At 42.5% G+C, this 25,738-nt stretch carries 17 protein-coding genes and 1 pseudogene; 9 read left to right on the top strand and 9 right to left on the bottom strand.

Annotation, left to right across the window (positions count from 1 at the left end; all coding sequences use genetic code 11):
• Positions 1–85 precede the first annotated feature (85 nt).
• From H148_RS18185 to H148_RS0116635, 3 genes are all read left to right on the top strand, one after another.
• Positions 86–2,368: a nitric-oxide reductase large subunit gene (locus tag H148_RS18185; RefSeq protein WP_051286579.1), complete on the top strand. Its 2,283-nt coding sequence runs from the start codon at positions 86–88 to the stop codon at positions 2,366–2,368.
• A gap of 100 nt (positions 2,369–2,468) precedes the next feature.
• Entirely contained in the window at positions 2,469–3,689 is a 1,221-nt protein-coding gene (locus tag H148_RS0116640; protein WP_037325541.1) for a hypothetical protein, read from the top strand.
• A gap of 51 nt (positions 3,690–3,740) precedes the next feature.
• A complete protein-coding gene (locus H148_RS0116635) occupies positions 3,741–3,968 on the top strand; it encodes a hypothetical protein (RefSeq protein ID WP_029035799.1) in 228 nt (75 codons plus the stop codon).
• Between the two features lie 600 nt (positions 3,969–4,568).
• Here H148_RS0116635 and H148_RS0116630 read toward each other — a convergent pair.
• The 4 genes from H148_RS0116630 to dinB all read right to left on the bottom strand — a co-directional run bounded on the left by H148_RS0116630 (position 4,569) and on the right by dinB (position 10,550).
• The gene (locus tag H148_RS0116630) at positions 4,569–4,880 is read right to left on the bottom strand and encodes a GIY-YIG nuclease family protein (RefSeq protein WP_029035798.1); all 312 of its coding nucleotides are present in this window, start codon (positions 4,878–4,880) and stop codon (positions 4,569–4,571) included.
• Positions 4,881–5,051: 171 nt separating this feature from the next.
• A complete protein-coding gene (locus tag H148_RS18180) occupies positions 5,052–8,084 on the bottom strand; it encodes a DNA polymerase III subunit alpha (RefSeq protein WP_051286577.1) in 3,033 nt (1,010 codons plus the stop codon).
• 534 nt (positions 8,085–8,618) lie between these two features.
• Positions 8,619–8,921, bottom strand: coding sequence for a GIY-YIG nuclease family protein (locus H148_RS0116620; RefSeq protein ID WP_029035797.1), 303 nt, complete (start codon positions 8,919–8,921; stop codon positions 8,619–8,621).
• 408 nt (positions 8,922–9,329) lie between these two features.
• A complete protein-coding gene (dinB, locus tag H148_RS0116615) occupies positions 9,330–10,550 on the bottom strand; it encodes a DNA polymerase IV (RefSeq protein WP_029035796.1) in 1,221 nt (406 codons plus the stop codon).
• 260 nt (positions 10,551–10,810) lie between these two features.
• Here dinB and H148_RS18925 point away from each other — a divergent pair.
• The 3 genes and pseudogenes from H148_RS18925 to H148_RS0116600 all read left to right on the top strand — a co-directional run bounded on the left by H148_RS18925 (position 10,811) and on the right by H148_RS0116600 (position 14,137).
• A pseudogene (locus H148_RS18925) lies at positions 10,811–12,787 on the top strand (DUF2075 domain-containing protein).
• A gap of 17 nt (positions 12,788–12,804) precedes the next feature.
• Positions 12,805–13,800: an HNH endonuclease gene (locus H148_RS18170; RefSeq protein WP_051286575.1), complete on the top strand. Its 996-nt coding sequence runs from the start codon at positions 12,805–12,807 to the stop codon at positions 13,798–13,800.
• A 31-nt stretch (positions 13,801–13,831) separates the two neighbouring features.
• Positions 13,832–14,137 (top strand): hypothetical protein, encoded by a 306-nt coding sequence (locus H148_RS0116600; RefSeq protein ID WP_029035795.1) that lies wholly within the window; start codon positions 13,832–13,834, stop codon positions 14,135–14,137.
• Between the two features lie 103 nt (positions 14,138–14,240).
• Here H148_RS0116600 and H148_RS0116595 read toward each other — a convergent pair whose 3' ends face one another.
• Positions 14,241–16,046, bottom strand: coding sequence for a DUF885 domain-containing protein (locus H148_RS0116595; protein ID WP_037325539.1), 1,806 nt, complete (start codon positions 16,044–16,046; stop codon positions 14,241–14,243).
• 357 nt (positions 16,047–16,403) lie between these two features.
• Here H148_RS0116595 and H148_RS0116585 point away from each other — a divergent pair, with 357 nt between their 5' ends.
• Positions 16,404–17,156, top strand: a complete 753-nt coding sequence (locus H148_RS0116585; protein ID WP_156877286.1) for a hypothetical protein — start codon at positions 16,404–16,406, stop codon at positions 17,154–17,156.
• Between the two features lie 799 nt (positions 17,157–17,955).
• The gene (locus tag H148_RS0116580) at positions 17,956–18,252 is read left to right on the top strand and encodes a GIY-YIG nuclease family protein (RefSeq protein WP_029035792.1); all 297 of its coding nucleotides are present in this window, start codon (positions 17,956–17,958) and stop codon (positions 18,250–18,252) included.
• A gap of 315 nt (positions 18,253–18,567) precedes the next feature.
• On the opposite strand, the gene hemN is transcribed toward H148_RS0116580, so the two are convergent.
• The 4 genes from hemN to H148_RS0116550 form a co-directional block, all read right to left on the bottom strand.
• A complete protein-coding gene (hemN, locus tag H148_RS0116575) occupies positions 18,568–19,932 on the bottom strand; it encodes an oxygen-independent coproporphyrinogen III oxidase (protein WP_029035791.1) in 1,365 nt (454 codons plus the stop codon).
• 1,155 nt (positions 19,933–21,087) lie between these two features.
• Positions 21,088–21,870, bottom strand: coding sequence for a TIGR03915 family putative DNA repair protein (locus tag H148_RS0116560; protein WP_029035789.1), 783 nt, complete (start codon positions 21,868–21,870; stop codon positions 21,088–21,090).
• Positions 21,871–23,130, bottom strand: a complete 1,260-nt coding sequence (locus H148_RS0116555; protein ID WP_037325537.1) for a putative DNA modification/repair radical SAM protein — start codon at positions 23,128–23,130, stop codon at positions 21,871–21,873. It lies immediately after the preceding gene.
• Between the two features lie 165 nt (positions 23,131–23,295).
• The gene (locus H148_RS0116550; protein WP_029035787.1) at positions 23,296–24,780 is read right to left on the bottom strand and encodes an AsmA family protein; all 1,485 of its coding nucleotides are present in this window, start codon (positions 24,778–24,780) and stop codon (positions 23,296–23,298) included.
• A 288-nt stretch (positions 24,781–25,068) separates the two neighbouring features.
• Here H148_RS0116550 and H148_RS0116545 point away from each other — a divergent pair, with 288 nt between their 5' ends.
• Positions 25,069–25,413, top strand: a complete 345-nt coding sequence (locus tag H148_RS0116545; RefSeq protein ID WP_029035786.1) for a hypothetical protein — start codon at positions 25,069–25,071, stop codon at positions 25,411–25,413.
• The last annotated feature ends 325 nt before the right edge of the window (positions 25,414–25,738 follow it).

Raw genomic sequence — 25,738 nt, 5'->3', positions numbered from 1 at the left:
AAAATAAATCCCCTCAACAGACCGAAAAAGAAGATTAAAAGCGATAAGCTTTTAGTTTTCCTTTTCGGTTTTTAAATATCATATAATGAGTAAAGAAAGAAAATTATGGATCGCTTTCCTGCTTGTAGTAACGTTTTCTTTTGCCGTTCTTGGCTATTATGGATTTGAAATTTACCAAAAGGCACCTCCATTACCCGAACAAATAGTAACGACAGAAGGTGAAATAGTCTTTGAAGGTCAGGACATTAAGGACGGACAGAATGTGTGGCAAAGTATGGGTGGCCAGGAGGTAGGTTCTATCTGGGGCCACGGTGCCTATCAGGCTCCCGATTGGACTGCAGACTGGCTTCACCGGGAGGCTCTTTATATCCTTAACGAGTGGTCTCTGGAAGATTACAATCAGCCTTACGAGGAGCTTGAAAGTGAGAAACAGGCGCTTCTGGAAAGAAGGCTTCAACTGGAGTTACGGGAAAATACTTATAATGAAGCCGATGGTACCATTACCATTTCTCCTATGAGAGCCAAAGCTGTAGCATTTCTCAGTGACTATTACCGCGGGCTTTTCATGGAGAACCCCGAACTGGACGAACTCAGGAATTACTACGCCATTCCAAAAAATTCCATTAAGGATGAGGGCAGGATGCAGCAAATGGCAGGTTTCTTCTTCTGGGCAACCTGGGCAACTGTGACAGAAAGACCGGGAAGTGAAGTCTCCTATACCCACAACTGGCCTCCAGATGAACTGGTGGGCAATAAAGCTACGGGGGATCTCCTCATCTGGACAGGCTTTAGTATTATCCTTCTGCTGGTGGGAATTGGACTCATGGTCTTTTACCATGCGAAGATGAAAGAGGAAGAAGATCCGGAAAGGCCGGTAAATGATCCGTTAATGGATCAAACCATTACGCCTTCTATGATGGCCGTGAAAAAATATATATGGATAGTATGTGTTCTCATACTTATACAAGTAACCTTTGGAGTAGTCACCGCTCATTACGGCGTGGAAGGCGATGGCTTCTACGGACTCGATCTTGCTGAAATCCTCCCCTATTCCATCTCCAGGACCTGGCACGTCCAGCTGGGAATTCTCTGGATCGCCACTGCCTGGCTGGGCACAGGATTGTATATCGCACCTGCAGTTTCAGGTAAGGATCCAAAATATCAGAAATTTGGGGTGAATTTCCTCTTTGTGTGTCTTCTTATCATCGTTTTCGGTTCTATGGCCGGACAATGGATGGGAATTATGCAAAAACTTGGACTGGCAGAGAACTTCTGGTTCGGGCACCAGGGATATGAATATGTGGATCTTGGAAGATTCTGGCAAATATTCCTTTTTGTAGGTCTTTTTGTATGGCTTGCGCTAATGGTAAGACCTCTTCTTCCGGTAATACGCCAAAGAACTGCAGAAAGGAATCTGCTTATCATGTTTTTGATCTCTTCCGCAGCAATAGCCTTATTTTACGGCGCAGGACTTATGTGGGGAAGACAAACCAACCTTGCAATCGCCGAATACTGGCGCTGGTGGGTTGTTCACCTGTGGGTGGAAGGCTTCTTTGAAGTATTTGCCACAGTGGTGTCTGCCTTCCTCTTTGTGAGACTCGGATTGCTACGCACTAATACTGCTACGCTAACCGTACTTCTGGCAACTGTGATCTTCCTTTCGGGAGGTATCCTGGGAACTTTCCACCACTTGTATTTTAGTGGTACTCCCACTGCGGTAATGGCCCTGGGAGCGACCTTTAGCGCGCTGGAAGTTGTTCCGCTGGTGTTGATTGGATATGAAGTTTATGAAAACTACAAGTTGTCCAAAGCTACCGAATGGCTTAAAGATTACAAATGGCCCATTTACTGCCTTATTGCAGTAGCTTTCTGGAACTTCCTGGGAGCAGGAATCTTTGGATTCATCATTAATCCTCCCATTGCACTTTACTACATGCAGGGATTGAACACCACAGCAGTTCACGCGCATACCGCGTTATTTGGAGTGTATGGATTCCTTGGAATTGGTCTTATGCTGTTTGTACTGAGAAGCCTTTACAGGGTGCAGATATGGAATGATAAACTGCTGAGTTTCTCTTTCTGGTTCATCAACATTGGTCTTATACTCATGGTTCTCCTAAGCGTACTGCCAATTGGTTTGTTACAAACAGTGGCCAGTGTGAATGAAGGAATGTGGTACGCCCGTTCTGCCGAATTCATGCAGCAACCGGGAATGGATACCCTACGCTGGATGCGGGCCATTGGAGATACTATTTTTGCAGTAGGTTTATTTGCTTTTGTATGGTTTGTTTTCTCTCTTGACAGCAGCAAGAAATTGCCTGCAGGGAAGAAAGAAAAATTGCGCAAAGAAGAACCTGCAGAAGTATAAAATTCTATTTATTAGGGAGGCAATTGCTGTCATTGATTCCACCCCCCTGGGTTTCAAAAATGCAGTTTTTTGCCTCCTCTCTTTTTCCTACATTTAGAAAATGATTGATCTTAAAAAACACACCAACATCGCCCTTGGGTATTTCTTTCTTGTGGGGCTGCTGGGAGTGTTCCTTCGGTTCTTTTTCGTTATCCCAATTCCTGCAAATTTCAGGTATGTAGTGCATGCACATTCACACATTGCCCTGCTGGGATGGGTATATATTGCCCTTACCACCCTAATCTATAAAATGTATTTTTCTGAAGCCGGCTTCAGAAAAACTTATAAAAGAATTTTCTGGTTTACCCAGATCACCCTCATCGGGATGCTCGTCACCTTTCCTTTCACCGGATACGCGCTATTTTCCATCACCTTTTCCACGCTGTTTCTTATTGCTTCTTACTTTATGGCCTGGTTCATCCTGAAGAAGACTCCGCCACAATATAAAACCACATCTTCATTTAAGCTCATTAAGGCTTCCCTCTGGTACATGGTCTTCTCCAGTATTGGCCCCTGGGCCTTAGGCGGAATCATGACAACTTTGGGAAGCACGAGCATCTGGTATAAAATGGCCATTTATTTTTACCTGCATTTTCAATACAATGCATGGTTTATTCTCGCACTTTTAGGAATCTTCTTTTACTTTTTGGAACAACAAAATTTAAACCCTCAAAAAGGGCACTTTAAGAGCTTCTTCTGGCAACTCAATGCAGCTGTGATCCTAAGCTTTTTCCTTTCGGTGTTATTTACAGAACCACATTGGATCTTTTATGTTCTTGGAGGGATTGGTGCAGTCCTGCAGATCACCGCTTTTCTGAAACTATGGCAAATAGTTAGCCCCATCTGGAAACAGCTCCAATTTTCGCCATTTTTGAAGCTTCTCCTGAAGCTTACTCTCCTCCTCCTGGCAGCTAAACTCCTGTTACAGTTATTTTCAGCTATTCCATATTTTGCAACTCTGGCCTTTAATTTTACCGATTTTGTCATAGGGTACCTGCACTGGGTTTTCCTGGGGGTTGTAACTGTTCCCCTCTTTGTTTTTCTTGCCCACACCCGACTCCTGCAACTCCCAAAATGGATCTTCTGGCTGTATTTTACTGCTTTTCTGGTTACCGAAGCCCTTATTTTCCACAAAGGCACGGCAACCTGGCTGGAGCTTCCGTTATTTCCGGATCATTTCAGGGTCCTGGCTTACATCAGCCTGTTCCTGCCACTCACTGTCGGCATTCTACTCTCGAAAAATCTCTTAACAAAAAGTCAAACTTCTGCCAAATGGGAGTGATTTAGTACTCTCTTAACTGAATGTATTTCAATCCTTAACTACATTAAGGATATGAAGTTATCAGCACATTTTTATGTAATCATTGCAACACTGCTTTTGGTAGCTGTCGCAGTAATGGTATTTTACAATGCCCCTTATGACATTGTTTTCTACACTGTAATAGCAGGACAGGCTTGGTGGCTCTTCACCATATACAAAGTCCTCACCGACAAATATTCTACAGATAAGACCTTTGACGACTGGTATGAAGATCATCCTATTGAGAAAGAGGAGGTTTAAGTAAACCGTTTTAGTGGGCAGGGCGCAGTCATTTTTAAAAGCTATCAAGTTTTTTTACTTCTAAATCCCCTGAAGGGAACTTTTTTTTGCACATTCATAGCAAATCATCATTTCCTCAAATCATTTCTCGCTAAGACCATAAAAGTTGCTTTAAGACCCAGAAAAGTATAGTGTTCAGTAATCTGTTAAATTAAAAATGTCAGGCTGAACCGGCGCCAGCCGAAAGGTCGAAGCCACGTTTGTTCCTAACAATGTCGTTTTTCGCAAAGGCCGCAAAGTTGATCATTGTTTAAAGCCACGAATGCATGGATATCTTTAGTTAAAGGTGAGCCTGCTCACAAGCACTTCGACTATTCCCTCGGCTACACTTCGGGACTCAGTGTGACATTGATCTCATATTGTCAGACTGAGCCCGACCGAAGGGAGGATTAGTCGAAGTCCTTATTAACAGAGAACCTACTCTCCAGCACTTCGACTATTCCCTCGGCTGCCGCCTCGGGACTCAATGTGACATTGATCTCATATTGTCAGACTGAGCCCGACCAAAGGGAGGATTAGTCGAAGTCTTATTGAGGAGAAAAATGTGTCAAAAGACTAATTCTACTCTTGTTCATCCTTTTCCCTCTTATACTTATTTCTTGAATATTCGATTAATCTTTCCCAGTCTTCTTCAATAATAGCTTCTTTCTTTCGGCGGCTCCAACCTTTGATCTGTTTTTCAACCCGTATTGCCTGATTGGGATCTGTAAATTGTTCAAACCATTTTAGAACTACAGGTCGTCTTTTATACGTGTAGGCATCCTGATCATAACCACGGTTGTGATCAAGAATTCTTTTTTCAAGATTTGAGGTGAATCCGGTATAATAAGATCGGTCCGCACACTCAAGTATATAGACGTAGTAGAGTTTCATTTTGTTAAAATATTAAATTTCAATATCACCAGCACTTCGACTAATCCCTCGGCTACCACCTCGGGGCTCAGTGTGACATTGGTACACTACAGTCAAAAATTATTTTCAAATATCCTTGTAAAAAACTTCGTATTTCTTCTAACTTCCTGCCCACTGATCACTGAATACTGCTCACTTAATTATCATCCCATTCCCATCCTCCTTAAAAGAGATCTTCATCCTCGTGCTGCTCGCGTACCTTGGATCTCCCACTGTTTCCTGCCGCTCCAGCCAGTCTATGGTGATATAGATATAATCCAGCTCTTCCAATACCCTGCCTTTACATAAGTAGATGCCTTTGCTGTGCAGCGGAAATCTTTCTGCCGCCCGGGGAAACTGTACAACATCAAAAATGTCTCCCGCACGATCGTAGAAGGTTCCGAAGCACATGTACTGCCGATTGACGGTGGGAGTACGCTTGGCGGTGATGAGATGTCCGTAAATTTCAACGGTCTTTCCTAAGTGTTGTTTTAAATCTTTGGCCATTACCACGCCGGGGCGTTTCAGATTTCGGTAGCTTTCGGGTTTTAGGAGTTTAAAGTGATCGTGCAGCGAGAAACCGAGCAGCTCCATCTGGTCATAGGCATCGATGAGCAGGGAGTGGGATAATTCAGGCAGGTCGAAATCGCGGTGCGGCGGACGAAATAACAGGGTTTGTCCGCTGCGGGTACGGGTGCGGTTCAACTTGAAATACGCTTTCCACAGCAGGTGGTGCTTATCCACATTAGTGAACCTGAAGGCGTCGATCTTCAGCAGGATACTCAGCTGTTCGATGGATATGGGCACCCGGTCGATAAAGTCATCAAAAGATTTATAACTTCCTAAGAAATTGCGATCCTCCAGAATTCGCTGCACCACTTTTATCTCCAGCTCCTTAATATATCCCAGCCCCAGGTAAATATCCTCTCCGTAAATTACAGTGTGGTGATCACTCTTATTGATACATGGCGGATGCACCTTTCCCCCGCACTTCCTTATCTCCTGAATATAAGTTTCCACATCATAAAAACCACCGCCGTTGTTTAGACAGGCCACCATGAACTCCAATGGAAAATAATATTTCAGGTAGAGACTCTGATAGCTCTCCACAGCATAAGAAGCCGAATGTCCCTTCGGAAATGCGTACCCGGCAAAGGACAGGATCTGGGTCCACACCTCTTCGGTCAATGCTTCGGAATATCCTTTATCCCGGCAGTTATTCCGAAATTTATCCTCCAGCTTTCTAAAATCCACCTCATTCCGTTTCTTTCCGCTCATGCCACGACGCAGGATATCGGCTTCCTCGAGGGAGAGTCCGGCGAAATAGTGGGCAATCTTGAGCACATCTTCCTGGTAAACCATCACGCCATAGGTTTCATTGAGAATTTCGGCTAAAACGGGATGCGCCTGTTTCCGCCGATTGGGATCACGGTGGCGTTTGATGTATTCCTCCTTCATGCCGCCATTGGAAACTCCCGGCCGAATAATGGAACTCGCCGCCACCAGCCCCAGGTAATCATCTGTTTGTAATTTCTGAAACAGTCCGCGCATGGCAGGCGATTCTACATAGAAAACGCCCATACAATCGCCGGTACGCAGCAGATTATTGATGTTAGGATCATTCTTAAAAACAGAAACATTCTCCATGTCCTCGATCACAGCATCGGGCTGATTCTCCTTGACGATCTCAATAGCATCGGTGATTTTGGAGAGACCGCGCTGGGCGAGAATATCGAATTTGAAGATGCCTACATCTTCGGCGATATTCATATCAAACTGAATGGTCGCAAAGCCCTTGGGCGGCAAAAAGGTAGCAGCATATTGGTGGATTGGTTCCTGTAAAATAGCAATTCCGCCGGAATGTACGCTCAGGTAATTGGGAAAGCCGGCGATCAATCCGCTGTAGCGAAACACCAGCCGCTCCATCTCATCCAGGCTTTTGGGATCAAAATATCCCGAGGAAAGTTTATCAATTTCCACTTTTGGAAGTCCAAACACCTTCCCCAGTTCTCTTATTACGGCCCGCCGCTTAAAAGTGACATAGGTGGCGAGCAGCGCTGTGTTCTCATATCTCCTGAAAATGTAATCTGTCACATCCTGCCGGTCTTTCCATGAAAAATCAATATCGAAATCGGGCGGCGAGTGACGGCTCGCATTGATAAAGCGTTCAAAATACAGGTTCAGCTCAATGGGATCAACATTGGTGATGCCAATGATATAGGCAACCACCGAATTCGCTCCACTCCCCCGACCAATAAAGGGATAGTTCTTCGACTTCGCATACTCCACAATATCGTGGTTGATCAAAAAATAAGATACAAAGCCCAGACTAATGATCGCATCCAGTTCCTTCTCTACCCGCGCCAGAGTTTCAGAATTGGCATTGGGATAGCGGCGCGGGAGATTTTTATAACAAAGCGTTTTTAATACCTCAGCATCTTCCTCTTTGTTTTTGCCAAAGATCTGCAGGTTTCGGTTTTGGCGATCTTTATCAAAGCCAAAGTTGACTTCGCAGCCGTCGATAAGCCGCTGCGTATTTTCAAGAATAAAAGGATAATCTGCAAAGGTCTCAAAAATGGCATTTTCGGGTAACATTTTATGAGAGGGAGAACCCTGCTCAGATTCGGGCAACTGACTCAGTAAAATATTCTTATCTATTGCCCGCAAGAGCCGGTGTGCATTATAATCTCTCTTGTTCCGGAAAGTTACTGTTTGCAGCAGCACTAATTTATCCCGCAGTTTCAGGTATTTTGAGAATTTCAGCTTGCGCAGGCTTTCCACGGAAATTCCTATAAACTCATCCTCTCTAAAATGCCATTTTTGGCACCTCATCACCTGCTCCAGCGGATAAATAAACCAGCAGTCCTCCAGCGGCGGAGCATCGGCAGCGAACTCCTTCTCCACATGCAGGTGTTCCGAAAGATGATCGTTGAGATTTTTGAAACCGTTGTTGTTCCGCGCCAAAGCCACATACTGCTGCTCTATCCCATTCCGGAAGTCGATCCCAATGAGAGCTTTAAAATCATATTTTTGAGCAGTCTTCAAAAAACTGAGGCAGGCCGAAGTGTTATTGATATCGGTCACCGCCACAGCAGTGGCTCCATTTCCTTCCGCCAGGTCACACAGTTCCTTCTCCGGAAAAGTCCCGTAGCGGAGAGAGTAGTAGGTGTGGTTGTTTAAATACATTTCTTATCATATTTTGAGGTAAAGAGGCAAGACCGCTGCGCTTCTGGAATCAAGAACCAGGACTTTTTTAATTATGAGTTAAGCTTTGGCTGTTGGCTGTTGGCTATTAGCTCTGATAATTGTTTATTGTTCATTGAATAAATTTCTCGCAAAGACCGTCAAGTTGCACGAAGCCCGCGGAGAACTTTTGTGTTAATTGATCATTGTTTTAAAGCCACGGATGCACGGATGTTCTTTTTCAGTTTACCCCAACCCTAAAGGGAGCTGAAAAAGAACTGCCTACTCACCACTGTGCACTGCCCACTTCTGAATACCGCCTACTGAACACTGAACACTTTATTTGTCAGGCTGAGCCGGCGCCAGCCGAATAGTCGAAGCCGCGTTTGTTCATAATAATGTCGTTTCTCGCAAAGGCCACAAAGTTCCTCATTGCGACATTGATCTCATGTTGTCAGACTGAGCCCGACCGAAGGGAGGATTAGTCGAAGTCTTATTAAGCAGAAAAAAGTGTCAAAAGACTAATTCTACTCTTGTTCATCCTTTTTCCCTCTTATACTTATTTCTTGAATATTCGATTAATTTTTCCCAGTCTTCTTCAATAATAGCTTCTTTCTTTCGGCGGCTCCAACCTTTGATCTGTTTTTCAACCCGTATTGCCTGATTGGGATCTGTAAATTGTTCAAACCATTTTAGAGCTACAGGTCGTCTTTTATACGTATAGGCATCCTGATCATAACCACGGTTGTGGTCAAGAATTCTTTTTTCCAGATTTGAGGTGAATCCGGTATAATAAGATCGGTCCGCACACTCAAGTATATAGACGTAGTAGAGTTTCATTGTGTTAAATATTAAATTTCAATATCACCAGCACTTCGACTATTCCCTCGGCTACCACCTCGGGGCTCAGTGTGACATTCATCTCCTATTGTCAGACTGAGCCCGACCGAAGGGAGGATTAGTCGAAGTCCTTATTAAGCGATAACCTACTCACAACACTTCGACTATTCCCTCGGCTACCACCTCGGGGCTCAGTGTGACATTCATCTCCTATTGTCAGACTGAGCCCGACCAAAGGGAGGATTAGTCGAAGTCCTTATTAACCGACAACCTACTCTCGAGCACTTCGACTATTCCCTCGGCTGCCGCCTCGGGGCTCAGTGTGACATCCTCAAATCCTCAAATCACCACATCCTCAAATAATTTTGAACCTTGAATTTTAAACCTTGAACCGCCCAAAGGGCGAAGTTAGTTTTGCCTATGCGCATACAACATTGGTGGGGCGCCGTCGAAGGAGTTTTGTCTTCCACCTATGCTGGTGCCGCCAATGGTCGATGCCCGCATTACGCTATTCTCTCCAAACCGGTTGCGAATACGGTCAATGGAATTATACAGGTCCAGCATCTCCTCGCTGTCATCAAACAAATTGATCTGGTAATGCCCGCCTACGAGTCCGCCGAACTTCACTCCCACCAGCCGAATCAATAACCTCCGGTTATACAGCTGCTTGAAAAGCTCCTCGATCTTCGGGATCAAAATATGATCGGCGCTGGTGTAGGGAATGGTCGCCTGTTTAGTATAAGTATTAAAATCTGAATACCGGATCTTCACACTTATATTCGAAGTAAGCTTGTCTCCGCGCCGCAACTGGTACGCCAGACTCTCAGTCATAGCTGTAAGCGTGGCGCTGAGTTGGACCATGTCTATGGTGTCACGGTGAAAGGTGCGTTCGGCGGAGATGGATTTACGCTCGTGGAACGGAATAATAGGAACATCATCTATCCCATGCGCACGTTTCCAGATGGTACGCCCATTCTTGCCCAGCACGCTCTCCATCATCTCCACCGGCATCTCCTGAATCGTCTTTATCTCCCGCACGCCCAATCCCAGCAGCGTCTGAAATGTCTTTGCCCCTATCATGGGAATCTTCCGGACAGACAGGGGTGCCAAAAATGACCTTTCGCCGCCGCTTTCTATGAGGATCTGATTATTGGGTTTTGCCTCGCCCGTGGCGATCTTGGACACTACCTTATTGCGGGAGAGTCCGAAGGAAATGGGGAGTCCGCTTTCGCGGATGATCTCCTGCCGCAGCTCACTGGCAAAACGGTAGGTGCCAAAGAACTTGTCCATTCCGGTAAGGTCGGCGTAGAATTCGTCGATACTCGCCTTTTCAAAGGCGGGTACCTTATTCTGTATGATCTCTGTGACATCATTGGAATATTTACTGTAGGTAGTGGTTTCTCCCTTGATAATAGTGGCGGCGGGACACAGCTGCCGGGCCACCTTCATCGCCATGCCCGAGTGCACCCCATAGGGGCGCGTTTCATAACTACATGCCGCCACCACTCCGCGATCTCCCAGCCCGCCCACCAGCACCGGACGGTTGTTGAGCTCAGGATATATTTTGCGCTCTACAGATACAAAAAAAGTATCCAGGTCGAGGTGTAAAATAGCTTTATTCTTCTCCATATTTGGATATTTTCCTATTAATTGGAATATTTCCAAAATTATAAAATTATTGGATGAAGTAGAGTTTGAAGAGCGTTAAAATTAATGGGGAAGTTATGAGATGATTTTTATTTGGGTTTTCTACTGCAGAAAAAGAATGTTGAAAATGGCCTTTTTGAGAGGGGAATAAGTTTATTTTCCTACATTTAAAATTCGAAGCTGATGCTAAAGAATCTCCTAAAGTATAATAATATTCAAATTATCTACAAGATATCAATGATATGCTAAACTCCTACTTCAAGGACGATATTCAATCTTTTATCAAAAAAAGCAGAGAGGAAATAATTGGCGAAATAACACTTTCTAACCAATTTGATTCTAACCGTAACCAAAATAAGTCTTGGGAACTGCAGATTTATATTCTTCAAGAAGCTTTAAAATCTTATACCGGCACCATATTCTTTGAGTTTTCTATCCCGAGAATGGGGAAAAGAGTAGATGCATTAGTAATTATAGAAAATGCAGTTTTTGTTATTGAATTTAAAGTAGGAGAAAAGAAGTATCACAATATAAATCTTGAACAAGTTTGGGATTATGCTTTAGACTTGAAAAATTTTCACAAACCAAGTCACAATGCTCTGCTAGTCCCAATTTTAGTGGCAACCGAAGCGGATCATTCCTTTATTGAAATTTCCACCACCTCTCACAATGACAATTTACTTTTACCTATTAAAGTAAATCAACATGATCTTCAAGAAGCTATAGAAAGTACACTTGTTTTTTTTCATGGAGATGAGCAGATATTATCTAAAGAATATGCTGCTGGTAGTTATTCCCCTACTCCTACCATTGTTGAGGCTGCTTTGAACCTTTACCGAACCCATACTGTTGACGAAATTACACGTAGCGATGCGGAGGCTAAAAATCTTACTGAAACTACTTCTCTAATTTCAGAAGTCATTAGAAAAGCGCAAATAGAAAAGAGAAAAATTATATGTTTTGTCACTGGTGTTCCTGGCGCAGGAAAAACTTTAGTTGGTTTGAAAGTTGCAACTTCTCACCTTGATGAAGAAAACGGAAATACCAGTGTATATCTCTCAGGAAACGGTCCTTTAGTTGCTATTCTTCAAGAAGCTCTAGCAAGAGATAAAATCAAAAATGAAAAGGAGAAAGGAAGTAAGCTAACTAAAGGAAAAGCCAGAGCCAGCGTAAAAACATTTATTCAGAATATACATCATTACAGAGACGCCTATTTGGTTGATCCCAAACCTCCTTATGATCACGTTGCCATCTTTGATGAAGCACAACGAGCTTGAAATAAAGAGCAGACGGTAAAATTTATGAAGCAAAAAAAAGGCCAACATGATTTCGATTATTCAGAACCTGAATTTTTAATTTCATGTCTGGACCGTCATGAAGACTGGTCTGTTATTGTTTGTTTAGTTGGTGGAGGTCAAGAAATAAACACGGGGGAAGCAGGAATTTCAGAATGGCTAAACGCAATTAAAGAAAAATTTCACTCTTGGGAAGTTTATATTTCTCCCAATCTAACCGATTCTGAATATCAAGCAGAAGAAGCAATCACCGATTTACAAAAGAAAACTACAGTAAAGTTGGATTCCTCTTTACATCTAAAAGTTTCAATGCGTTCGTTTAGGGCTGAAAATTTATCCCTTCTGGTAAAAAATATTCTTGATCTTGACCTTCCATCTGCTATACAAACATACTCCAATCTATCCAAAAATTATCCAATAGTCTTAACAAGGGAAGTGCATAAAGCGAAAGAATGGCTTAAAGAAAAAGCTCGGGGAAGCGAAAGATATGGAATAGTAGTTTCCTCTCAGGCACAAAGGCTAAAACCCTTTGCCATAGATGTAAAATCTCCGATGAATCCAGTACACTGGTTTCTGAATGAAAAAGACGATGTACGTTCATCATATTTCTTAGAAGATGTTGCTACAGAATTCCATGTTCAAGGTTTAGAACTCGATTGGGCTTGTATTACTTGGGATGGAGATTTAAGATATTCTAATGAGGGATGGCAGAGCTATTCATTTGTAGGGAAGAAATGGCAACATATTCATAAAGAAGAGCGGAAAAAATATTTACTTAACGCTTATCGGGTTTTGCTTACCAGAGCTCGACAAGGAATGGTTATAGTAGTACCGGAAGGAAGTAATGAAGATCATACAAGAAGGTCCGAATTTTATGATTCTACTTACAATTATTTAAAGTCAATTGGTTTATCAGAAATATAGTAAGCGAAGCTAAATCCATGTCTGAAGAAGTGATCATAAAGTATTCGACCCGGTTTAAAAAATTGAGGTGCGCTTATGTCAAAGGAATGGGCAAGGCTCCTCACAAACCAATTTTACTTCTTACAATCATTCAGCTTGTTGCAAAAGGCATTATTACTACTAATCGAATCTTTATAACTGCTGAACTGATGCTTGCTTTTAAGCAAAATTGGAATCAGCTAGTGGAAACTGATCATAAGCGAAATTTTTCTCTTCCATTTTTCCATTTAAGATCTGAACCTTTCTGGTATCTAGTAGCTAAACCAGGAAAAGGAATCATAACTACAAGTTCGAAAAGCATTAAAAGCTTTAAAAATCTCAAAGAAACTATTGCATTTGCTGAAATTGACAGGGAACTATTTCTGCTTCTTCAGGAGGTTCCAAACCAGTTATGGTTTGAACAACTGATCTTGGAAAACTATTTCCCCAATTGGAAATCTGCTTATTTAAGGCCTGAAAGGAATTACGAAGAAGAAAGTATCGAAAATGAAATTTTGAATGAACCTAAAGAGGTTTATCAAAGCCATATACGAAGGCTTAAAGAAACTTTAGAAGAAGATGAATATGAAGAAGAGTTATTTGTGCGAGGAGGATTATTCAAGAAAACAATTCCAAGATTATACGATCACACCTGTTGTATTACCGGAATGAAAATCCAATCTTCTCATAGTCTACAAATGATAGATGCCTGTCACATTTACCCCTTTAGTCTCTCGGGAGACGATACGGTAACGAATGGCATTGCTCTATCACCTACCATGCATAGGGCTTTCGATCGAGGTTTAATAACGATCAACTCGAGTTTTCTAGTTAGAATATCGCCTTCTAAGAAGATGATTCAAAATTCACCCTTTCTCAATTTGAAGGAAAACAAATTATTCTCCCCAAGAAGGAAAATTATTTTCCTTCTCAAGAGTCACTGCAATGGCATAATAAAGAAGTCTTTCTTCTTTAGGAAAGTCAGCTTACTTTAATATTTTCCTGGTACCTTTAATTAAAAAGGTAATGCAAAAGACTAATATTTCATTTCAGTATCTACATCGCGATGATGGTAATTACAAGACTTACGGAGAGATCATTTTTGCAAATAGAGAAGGTCTTTCTTTAGAGGAAGCAGAGAAAAATCTACGGAAAAAGCTGATAGATTCTGAATTTTTCTATCCTTCTAACAATGGAATCCCGTTTTTTCAAGAACATAAGAATTCCCTGTACTTTGCAGATTGGTACGAATTTCAAGAATTTTCTAAAACTACAGCAGAACCAACAGACTCAAGAGATTTAAAAATCTTTTTAAGTCAGTTTAAAGAATAAATTTTCTATAGAATCTTCTTTTGATCATTGTTAATTGTTAATTGAAAAAGCCCTTCCTGAATTACCATTCAAAAAGGGCTTTTTTAAATACTTTTATTTTTGTCTAACTCTCGCTGTTCTTTACTTCACCGATCCACCTGTCGATCTTCTCCTCCAACAACTGCAATGGTACAGCACCGGTTTCCAGTACCTGGTTGTGGTATTGACGTATATCGAATTTATCTCCCAGTTCGGCTTCTGCTTTTTCCCGCAGCTCCCTTATTTTAAGCTGGCCTATCTTATAAGATAATGCCTGCCCCGGGTTGGCCATATAGCGTTCAATTTCAGAAATAATACTGGCTTCCGGCTCTGCTTCGTTGTCCAGCGAATATTGAATTGCCTCTTCCCTGGTCCAGCCTTTGCTGTGTAATCCTGTGTCCACCACCAAACGAATCGCACGGTGCATCTCTGCGCCAAGAGTTCCGAAATACTGGTAAGGATCTGTATACAGTCCAAGTTCTTTTCCGAGAGATTCAGAATAAAGCGCCCAGCCTTCGCCGTAGCCGCTGTACCAAAGTGTCTTTCTAAAATCGGGCAGGTCTTCATTTTCCTGCGTCAGTGAGATCTGGTAATGATGTCCCGGAATAGCTTCATGCAGGAACAGGGATTCATCACTGTACACATTATATGCAGAAGCATCGGGCACAGGAACGTAAAAAATCCCGGGGCGGGTGCCGTCCAGCGAACCCGGATTATATTGGGCACTAGCCGATTTCTCGCGGAACTCCTCTGTTCTTCGCACTTCAAAAGCCGTTTTTGGCGTCACATTAAACAGTTTACTGATGTGCGGTTTCATACGCTGATGGATATCCTCAAAACCCTGAATAACCTCTTCAGCCGACTCATATGGCGTTAGATCCTCACTCTCGCGCACATGATTAAAAAATTCTTTCAGGCTACCTTCAAAGCCCACCTGCTCCTTCACTGCCATCATTTCCTGTGAAATGCGCTCCACCTCATTCAATCCCAGTTGATGGATCTCTTCCGCAGTCATATCTGTAGTCGTGTAGAGTTTGATCTGGTGCCTATAAAAATCCTCTCCGCCGGGAATATCTGCAATTCCGCTGCTCTCGCGTCCTTGTGGCAGGTAATCTTCCACCATAAAGTCGTGCATCTTTTTATAAGCCGGAATCACTTTCTCCTCAATCATTTTTTGGTATTCCTGCGTTAGCTGTTCTTTCTCTTCTTCAGAAAAACTATCCGGGAAGTTGTTGACCGGGCCGAAAAAAAGATGATCTTCAGCATTACCTTCAGCCATAGAAGCGAACTGCGGAATCACTTTGGTGATCAACGAAGCCGGAAGTACATAACCCTGCCCCATTCCTTCGCGCATCCTGTCTTCCGCAGAAGTCATCCAGGTAAGATAACCATCAACGCGATCAAGCCAGGTCCTGTAATCTTCCACAGTCGTGAAAGGCTGCGCACTCATGCCGCTGGCGAGCTGCCCCATAAAGAGGTTCACAGACCACATTTGGTCGATGGGCATATATTTATTCTTTTCAAACTCCAGGCCTTCAAGATTGATCCCCGTCTCCCAAAGCAGGATTTCCTTGCTGAGGCGTTCAGTTTCTGAAAGATTGGCGTCATCTATTGCCTGCACCTGCTCCCTGTAAGTGGTGTAGTAGGTACGCAGACTGTCTTCATATTCATCTGAAAGAAAGTTCGGAAAACGGTCATTGTAGCGCATATCGCCTGAAGTCGTAGCTGAAATTGGATTCAGCCGTAGCCCGTCTTCATAATAATTATGCAAAACAGTATCAAGTTTCGCGCTGGCAGCCAGTGCCAGATCCTCCTGCTGATTCGTCTCTTTATCCTGACAAGAAGCGAGCACAAGGCTCAGCAGTACCGGAGCAATAAATTTTTTAATCATTCCTGAAATTTTTGGTGAAGGGACTAAGATAGTTATTTGTTATTAGTGATTGGTTAATTGGGGAATGGGGGAATTGGGGATTGGTGAATTCGTTAATTGGTTAAATTTGTTGCGGGTTGCGGGTAAAAATTCAAGATTCAGGGTTCAAAATTTAAGATTTTTGTATTTCGAACTTCTATTCGAATTTGGTGCCTGGAATTTTTTTCATCTCATCTTCAAATTTCAAAATCCGCAAATCTGAAAATTACTTTTAACTCATATTTCGCTTTTCCTACAACATGTTAAGTGCTTATTTTCAGTACATTATAGTTGAAACTCACCACTGCCGGGGAGTCAAAAATTAAACCCCTATGTAATATGAAAATGCTGTTTTTATTGATCTTGCTGGTTCCATTCCTGGCAATTTCACAAGTCGATGATCAAGCCCCCGAAAGCTCTTACCTCCTCTACGAGAACGAACTCCTTAATCCCATCCCTACAAAAATGGATGAGTTTAGGGAAGGATTAAAAGAACACAATGAAGAATTCCATTCCGAAGATCCTTACGGGGCGAGAGTATATTACATCTCCAGCGGAGCCAATTCGGGTAAATATATGTCGGCCATGGGGCCTTTTCCCTGGAGCGCACTTGATGAATTGCAGGATGATAGTAAAGAACATAATGAAGACTGGGAGGAGAATGTGCAGCCTTACCTCCTACCCCAAGCCCACACTTCCTACTGGCGCTTTCATCCTGGAATGTCTACTTTTTCTGAAGATATCGAACCCGATAAACTGTTAGTGCACTACTATGATGTAAGACCTTTTGAAGAAGAGCGCATGATCAAACTTCTCGACATGACAGGCATGGTCATGAAGGAAAAATATCCTGAAGTCAACTATACCACCTATACCAATATTTTTCCTTCAGATAAAGAAGGAAAGGACCTGGCACTGGTTTTCTTTTTTGACGACTATTCCTGGTTGGGCCGGGATGAAAATTTTAAAGACGCTTATACAGATATCCACGGCAGCATTGGATGGGAGCAATTCCTTACCAGCTGGAAGGAGGTGAAACAGGGAGAAGAATCGGAAATCTGGATCTATCAACCGGAGTTAAGCGGGAAGTAACCTTAAACCGTCTTTGCGAGGAAGGGAGCATCCCGACCGAAGCAATCCCCTCATGAAGTAGCAGACTCCACATCTAAACTAGAAAGCAAGAGCAGGATTCCTGAAGAAGGAGATTGCTTCAGTCGCCTATCGGCTCCTTCGCAAAGACGAAAAAAACTTTGATCCGTCATTGCGAGGAAGGGAGCATCCCGACCGAAGCAATCCCCTCATGAAGTAGCAGACTCTTAATTTGAACTAAAAAGCTAGAGCAGGATTCCTGAAGAAGGAGATTGCTTCAGTCGCCTGTCGGCTCCTTCGCAAAGACGGAAAAATTTAAACCGTCTTTGCGAGGAAGGGAGCATCCCGACCGAAGCAATCCCCTCATGAAGTAGCAGACTCCTCATCCAAACTAAAAAGCAAGAGCAGGATTTTCTGAAGAAGGAGATTGCCGCAGTCGCCTTCGGGCTCCTTCGCAAAGATGAAAAAACTTTGAACCGTGTTTGCAAGGAAGGGAGCATCCCGACCGAAGCAATCCCCTCATGAAGTAGCAGACTCCTCATCCAAACTAAAAAGCAAGAGCAGGATTCCTGAAGAAGGAGATTGCTTCAGTCGCCTGTCGGCTCCTTCGCAATGACGGAAAAATTTAAACCGTCTTTGCGAGGAAGGGAGCATCCCGACTGAAGCAATCCCCCGATGAAGTAGCAGACTCCACATCAAAACTAAAAAGCAAGAGCAGAATTCATGAAGAAGGAGATTGCCGCAGTCGCCCTACCGGCTCATTCGCAATGACGGAAAGAATAAAATTTACTTAATTTAGTATATGTTTTTCTCCTACACATATATGATGACTAACGTTCACCACACTGTGATTTACACCGGAGTAACTTCAAATCTGGTCAAAAGGGTATATCAGCACAAGACAAAAGCTTTTAAGGGTTTTACATCAAAGTACAACTGCCAAAAGCTTGTATTTTTTCAGGAATTCAGTAATGTTTCAGAGGCCATTGATTTTGAGAAAAAAATCAAAGCAGGCAACCGTGCAAAAAAAGAGAAATTAATTTCGGAACAAAACCCGGAATGGAAAGATCTTTCCGATGGGTGGCTTTTTGTTGTTTAAGTCTTCTTCAAGCCGTCTTTGCGAGGAAGGGAGGATCCCAACCGAAGCAATCCCCTCATGAAGTAGCAGACTCACCATTTAAACTAAAAAGCAAGAACAGGATTCCAAAAGAAGGAGATTGCCGCAGTCGCCTGTCGGCTCCTTCGCAAAGACGAAAAAAATTTAAACCGTCATTGCGAGCGAAACGCAGTGGAGCGAAGCAATCTCCCAATAAAGTAGCAGTCTCACCATTTAAACTAAAAACCAAGAGCAGAATTCATGAAGAAGGAGATTGCTTCAGTCGCCTGTCGGCTCCTTCGCAATGACGGAAAAGATTTAAACCGTCATAGAAAACAACCTTGTTTCAGGTTTGCTTCTTTGAAGTAAAAGGTCAAAAGCCATGCAGATGTTCCTCACAAAAGGTCTGCCCGATTCTTTGACGATGAGTTTTTCATCTCCGAATTCCAGGAGACCGTCGGCTTCCATTTCCTTTAAACTTATGAGTACTTCAGGAAGTTCGGGGAATTTCATTTCGTCTTCTTTCCAGGAAGTTTCCAGGTTGCACATAAGGTTTAGAATATGCTGACGGAGTTTCTCATCTTCCGCAGTAAGAATATGGCCGCGGTAAAGAGGTAGTTCACCTTTTTCCAGGATCTCGTAATATTCTTCAATTGTTTTGACATTCTGAGCGAAACCGCTCCAGCTGTCACTAATGGCCGAAACTCCCAAACCTATCATCACTTTGGTCTTTGAAGAAGTGTAACCCATAAAGTTGCGGTGCAGTTTGTTGTTTTCCATCGCTTTGTAGAGCGAATCGGTTTTTAAAGCAAAATGGTCCATGCCCACTTCCACATAACCGGCTTCGGCGAGCAGTTGCTTGCCCACTTCATACATCTCGCGCTTCACATTGGCCGATGGCAGATCTTCCTCCTTAAAGCCGCGCTGCCCGTTACCTTTTATCCACGGCACATGCGCGTAGCTATAAAACGCAATCCTGTCTGGCATCAGTTCTTTGGTCTTTGCGATGGTTTCCCGAATATGATCAACTGTCTGAAACGGCAGACCAAAAATAAGGTCGTGCCCCACAGAAGTGTAGCCAATTTCGCGGGCACCTTCTGTAGCATTTTTCACGTTCACAAAAGGCTGAAACCTGTGAATGGCCCGTTGCACCTCAAAATTATAATCCTGCACCCCGTAGCTCACGCGCTTAAAGCCCAGGTCATAAAGTAACTGCAGGTGTTCCTGTTTGGTGTTGTTGGGGTGGCCTTCAAAGCTAAAATCGGTTTCCTCTGCCCTCACAGCTTTTTCGAAGAGTCCGTCGAGAAGGATCTTCAGGTTTTCGGGAGAAAAGAACGTGGGTGTTCCTCCACCCAGGTGAATCTCTTTTATCACCGGCTTTTCCTCCAGCAGGTTCACGTACATGTCCCACTCTTCGAGCACCGCAGCGATATAAGGAGACTCCACTTCATGGCGTTTGGTAATGCGTTTGTTACAGCCGCAAAAAGTACAAAGGCTCTCGCAAAAAGGCAGGTGGATATAAATACTTATCCCCTCTTCGCTGTTGCTCTCCAAAAATGTCTTTTTTAGCGTGTCTTCATATTTTTCTACCGTAAATGCGGCTTCGTTCCAGTACGGCACGGTGGGATAACTGGTATACCTGGGGCCGGGAACGTTGTATTTCTGAATCAAAGATGTGCTCATACCTCTTTATTTAGAATGCAAAAGTAAGAGGCATAGGTTGGTTATAATATGATTTTAATCAGGTCAAAGATATCCGAATTCCATATCGCTCTAAAATAGCCGTCAGTTCGAGTGATTTTTTATGAGCGGAAGCGAAAGAAAATCGTATCGAGAAGAAGGCAGGACACTCAGCCCTTGTTCTCGATACAAATCTGCACCTGCTATCGCAGTCACAGATTTACCTTTTTAAAATGTCATTTTTGAAGGTTCTTTATTCCCGTCAACCTGAACTTGTTTCAGGTTCTTTTTGTTTTGGATCTGATCAAAAGGATTCCGAAATGAATTCAGAATGACAATAGTTCATCTGTTCTTTTTCCATTGATGAAAAAGAACCAAAAAATCTAGGCTTACGAAAATGTTGCTAAAATTTCCAATCGGAGCCTAAATTTTAGGAACTCGCCACAAGTCTTTTCCAAAGTTTCATGATCCGTTTGGCTCAGACAGCCTAAAATTTTGCGGCTCGCTCATTTTAATTTTTACGCAAAATTTTCGATAGGCCGGGGAATTCGCTTTATCATTCATAATTCCATGACTATTCATAATGACCAATTAAAAAACTCCGTCAACCTGAACTTGTTTCAGGTTCTGTTTAATTTGTATTCGATCAAAAGGATTCTGAAATGAATTCAAAATGACGTGGGTTTGTCCTACCTTAAAAATGACTTTCCAAGAAATTTTTTCTGAAAGAAAGAATGATGATTTTTCACCTGAAACATAGTTCTGTTCTTTTTTGCATTGCCCAAAAAAGAACTAAAAAACGCTAGGCTTACAAAAATAGATCTAAATTTTTCGGTCGATGTCTAAATTTTCTGAACTCGCGGGAGAAATACTGGAGCAAGAAAAATAAAGGACGCTCAAACAGCAGAAAATTTTAACGCCATCTCTCTTCAAATTTCACGATCAATTTTCGATAGGCCGGGGAAGTTCACCTTAATACAGAATAATTTACAACTAATCTTACCTCCCAAAAATAGCATTTCTGAAGGTTCTTTGATTCCGTCAACCTGTCCCGAAGCTTCGGGAGTTTCAGGTTCCTGTTTATTCCGAAGAGCTGATTTTCAAAAGATTCTGAAATAAATTCAGAATGACGCTGGTTTGCTTTACCTCCTAAAAATGTCATTTCTGAAAGTTCTTTTCTGTGAGGTATTTCCAGTAGCGCTTTGGAAGGTGTTGCACGTGCAGTTTTTGATTTGCTCTGCTTTTGATGTTGGTACTGGTAAAATATTGATCCCATAACTTCTGAAATGCTATTTCTGAAGAGTGAAAATAAGCTTCGGGAGCGCCCGAAATACCTATTGCGGGATCAAGATCCAGGGTGATATAATTTACGACGTAAAGATCCCAGGCGATCCCGAAATTCCGTTTTAGATCATAGATGATCCACTTTTGATCTGCATAGCGGTTCTTAAAATGGCTTTTTATGAGCGGAAGTACATTAAAATCGGGTTCGATGGCTGCAAAATACACCTCATCTTTTGTAAGCCTGAAACGCACAAAAGCTTCCATGCGATGTTTTTCCCGCCCGACTTTCTTAGCTGTTTGCGCCACATTTAGCACTGCAGGATGGGAAAAATCTCTGTCTACCGGCATATTTTCGGCAAGGATGTACCGGATCATACTGAACATATGCATCTCCATCCCCGAAACTTCACTTAAAAAAGCCCATTTTAGATCCCGCAGTCCGGCGGGCAAGGCTTTCTTCTTCAGGGAAGTCCATACCCGTTTGGCTTTTTGGGGTTCTGTGATCACTTCGCGGGGTACTGTGAATAATTGTTGGCCGACCTGCGCTCCCGGCGGACTTATATTCACGACTTTCAGCTTCTCTTCAAAGGCTGTGAACACACAGCAGAGAAAACCTTCCAGGGTGCCGTCATAAGTAAGTACCGCCTGCTGTTCCATCTAAAAAAGACTTAACTGGGTTCCAATCTCTTTTCTGAACTTACTCGAAGAGGTCTTTAAAATGACATTTTTGAGATACTCGCTGGAAGGTTCCTTCACTTCAAACTCCTGGGAGTCGCAGGTGATGAAATGCTTCGCCCTGTTCATAGCAATACCGATGTTTTTTAGGTGTTCCCAGTTAAGTTTCCGAAATTTCCTCGCCTGCAGGATCTTGTTGACCGACTTCAAACCAATTCCAGGAATCCGCAACAGCAATTGTTTCTCTACCCTATTAATATTTACCGGAAAAAGATGTCGGTTGCGCAAAGCCCAGCTTAGCTTCGGATCCACTTCCAGGTCCAGATTGAGATTCTGCTCATTCAGCAGCTCCCGGATGTCAAAGCCGTAGAACCGCAGCAGCCAGTCGGTTTGGTACAGCCGGTTCTCCCTCAACAGCGGCACCTGACTGTTCAAGGCCGGCAACCTCGGATCCTCAGCCACAGGAACATAACCCGAATAATAGACCCGTTTCATGTTGTACTTCTTATAAAAAAAGTTAGCTGAATACATGATATCGCGATCACTTTCGCCCGAGGCTCCAATGATCATCTGTGTGCTCTGCCCTGCCGGGGCATATTTGGGAGTGCTTTTAATAAGCCGACTTTCTTGTTTGTACTGAATGATCTCGTTTTTTACCTTTTCCATGGGTTTGATGAAATCCTCATGGTTTTTATCGGGAGCAAGGAGCTTAAGTCCGCTTTTGGTGGGGATCTCGATATTGACGCTCAGCCGGTCGGCGTATAGTCCGGCTTCGCGCATGAGCTCGTCACTTGCCCCGGGAATAGATTTCAGGTGAATATAACCGTTGAAATTCTCTTCCAGCCGCAGTTTTTTCGCTACCCGGATGAGGCGCTCCATAGTATAATCGGCATCTTTAAAAATACCTGAACTCAGGAAAAGACCTTCGATATAATTCCGCCGGTAAAAATGAATAGTTAGGTCTACCACTTCCTGCACTTTAAAAGCAGCACGTTTTATGTCATTGCTTTTGCGGGTAACGCAATAGGCGCAGTCGAAAATGCAGTGGTTGGTGAGCAAAATCTTGAGCAGGGAAACACAACGACCATCTTCGGTATAGGAATGGCAAATGCCCATGCCTGAGGAATCCCCGAGGCCCTTTGTGGTATTCTTGCGTTTGCTTCCGCTGGAAGAACAGGAAACGTCGTATTTAGCGGCATCGGCTAAGATACTCAGCTTCTCCTTTATCCTTTCATAATCCATACTACTGATTTTCAGCAAAAATAGGAAATTATCCTAATGCATGGAATTATTCCGAAGTAATAATCTGTTTTGTTAAAATGGATCAATAGCTAGAGAATTTGCCTGGACTCCTGTAGCACAGCGGTCTTGTTTCTTGGTTCTAGAAGCGCAGCGATCTAAAATCTTTTAAAGCTGCCCCACAGCATCAATGAGACCTTCACGGAGACCTTTCCAGGTGTAGTTCCAGAAGGATCGATTCTTTGTTCGTTCTACCCGCACATCCTGTCCGCCGCCTTCATCGGGTTCTTGTTCGTTATCAACAAAAAGATTGGCTATAGCGCTTAAAAAGCCTTTTTCCTCATCTTCCTTGTTTAACAATTCAATGGTGAACTCATTATATTCCATCCTGAAATCCCCCTGCAGCACATCATCATTTCCATAGAAATTAAAATAGACGTCATTCACCGTTCCCCTTGCACGGGCATCTAGAGAAGGAATTAAAAAAGGATCAAGGGCTTCTCCTTCAAGCCTTCCGAAGCTACCGGAAATTTCAAAGCTGTCTTGCGGATCAAAAACGGGAAAAGTCCACTCAATATTCACCGGAGTGCCTTGCATAAAATCGGCATTGGCAGTAATTTTCGGCTGAGAGGAAAGCTCCCGCACATTGTGGAGATCATTAATCTCACCATTCACTGCGGCAAAACGAACTATGGACGGTCGGTCTTCTGCCTTCACCTTCTCTTCATACACGATCTCACTGTTCTCTACCAGCACTCTTTCAAAATTGAGAAAAATAGGCGCCTCCCGTAACATTTTACTGTAAAGAGGCTTTACTCCGGGATATTCGGGCACTTGTTTATCGCGATAAATATTTAAATATGCTTCGCTAATTGTCAGTTCGGAATTTGTGAGGTAGAGAGAATCCTTACGCATATTGAAATCCAGACTGTCTAACGTGATCTCTTTTACATCGAGCGTGATGTGATCTTTTTCATAAGGGATCTTTTGAACAAAATCTGTTCTGGGATAAAAAGACCGAATTTTAAAATCTGAAATATCCACCTTACCATCTTCAGCCGAAAAATTTCCCACATCAATGTAATGTTCAGAATTCATCTTCAGGTAAACAGTGTCCATTTCGAGGCGGTAAGACTCAAGATCGGAAATTTCCATTCCGCTCCTCAAATTGTTAACCTCTGCAGTTGGTACATGAGCATACATGGCAGAAGCAGTAGTATCCTGACTCTCTTTATTAAAAATCCCGTTTTTTATCCGGAAGTTGTTTATCTGCACCTTCTGTTGAGATGAACCATTTTTTGATGCAGTATCTACTGCTGAAGTATCTTTAGGAAAGATCCTCACATTGGGAGAAATTAATTCCAGTTCGTCTATTTCCACCTCATTTTGGAAGAGGTATTTAAAGTAAGACAAACCACTTAATTTTATCTCGTCTACGCTACCGGCAAATCTTCCCTGATTCACTTTCACGTCTTCCACACTGAACTTATTGAGTAAGATATTTACAGAAAGATCTTTATAATCTGAAGCCTGTAGCTGCTTATCAAGTTGCTCCTGAATCCTGTTCTTCACATAAAGATTGGCCAGGAACAACAGAAGGATCACTCCTGCCACCCCCGATAAAATCCAGATGATTTTCTTTTTCTTACTCAAATCCCGTGTTTTTGCTGAAGATAGTATTTTTCCTGTAAATACTATTAACAGTATAATTCCTCCCTCCAGGCAGCAAATGTTTTTTTTGAAAAAACTTTAAGCAGAGGTGTTAAAGATTCCCTGTGGGATTATAATTACTATTTCTTAATTACTCCCAATATTCCTTCTACCACAAAGCCTTCTTGTTAATTCTTTATTAATCAACATTTTCTTAGAACATTTTTAACAGATCAGAGCTTATTTTAGACCCGTAAAAGAAGATATAATTAACCAAAAAAATATTGCCACATGACATCATTTCAACCCTCTCAAATTATTGAAGAATTTAAAAATTTTATACATATCAGTTGCACCGATAGTGAAACTGGTTTAGATAAATTCAGTTCCCTGCACAAGGGGATCATCAAAATGTATTTTAATGCCCGTCGGGTAGAGATCGACTACAAGAACCATGTTATCAAGGCAGAAATTCCTATGTCTGATTTTGAATATACTACCGTTAACTTCGAATGCCAGGACCTGAATCGTTTTCTTTCTTCCTGCATCAAAAAGGATAAAAGAAGCCTTAATTTTTATCAGAGTTCACTAAATTATTATAACCACGTTCCGGGAGCACTTTCCCAGGTGGCATAGTTAAATGTAAAGATGTGGTTTTTATCATTTAGCTCCGGGTAATTCCGGGGCTTTTTTTGTGCTGTATTTAATTTTTGGATGGAACTCTAATAGGTCCCGATACTTCGAGAATTTCCGGTTTTGAAAATTTGGTAAATCTAAGATGTAGATGCTGAAATAAATTCAGCATGACGAACTGGAAAAAGTTCTGAAAAAAATCCTCACGTCAACCTGAACTTGTTTCAGGTTCTTACGATTTTAAGACAATCTTGAAGTTAAATTTTGAATTAGATTTAGCATGAGTAAGGAGAAAAGCTTCGAAAAAATCCTCACGTCAACCGGTTCC

It is taken from the genome of Salinimicrobium terrae DSM 17865 (genome assembly GCF_000424665.1).
GTDB classification, from domain to species: domain Bacteria; phylum Bacteroidota; class Bacteroidia; order Flavobacteriales; family Flavobacteriaceae; genus Salinimicrobium; species Salinimicrobium terrae.
The sequence above is the reverse complement of the archived record's forward strand: the minus strand, read 5'-3'. Positions and strand labels throughout refer to the sequence as shown.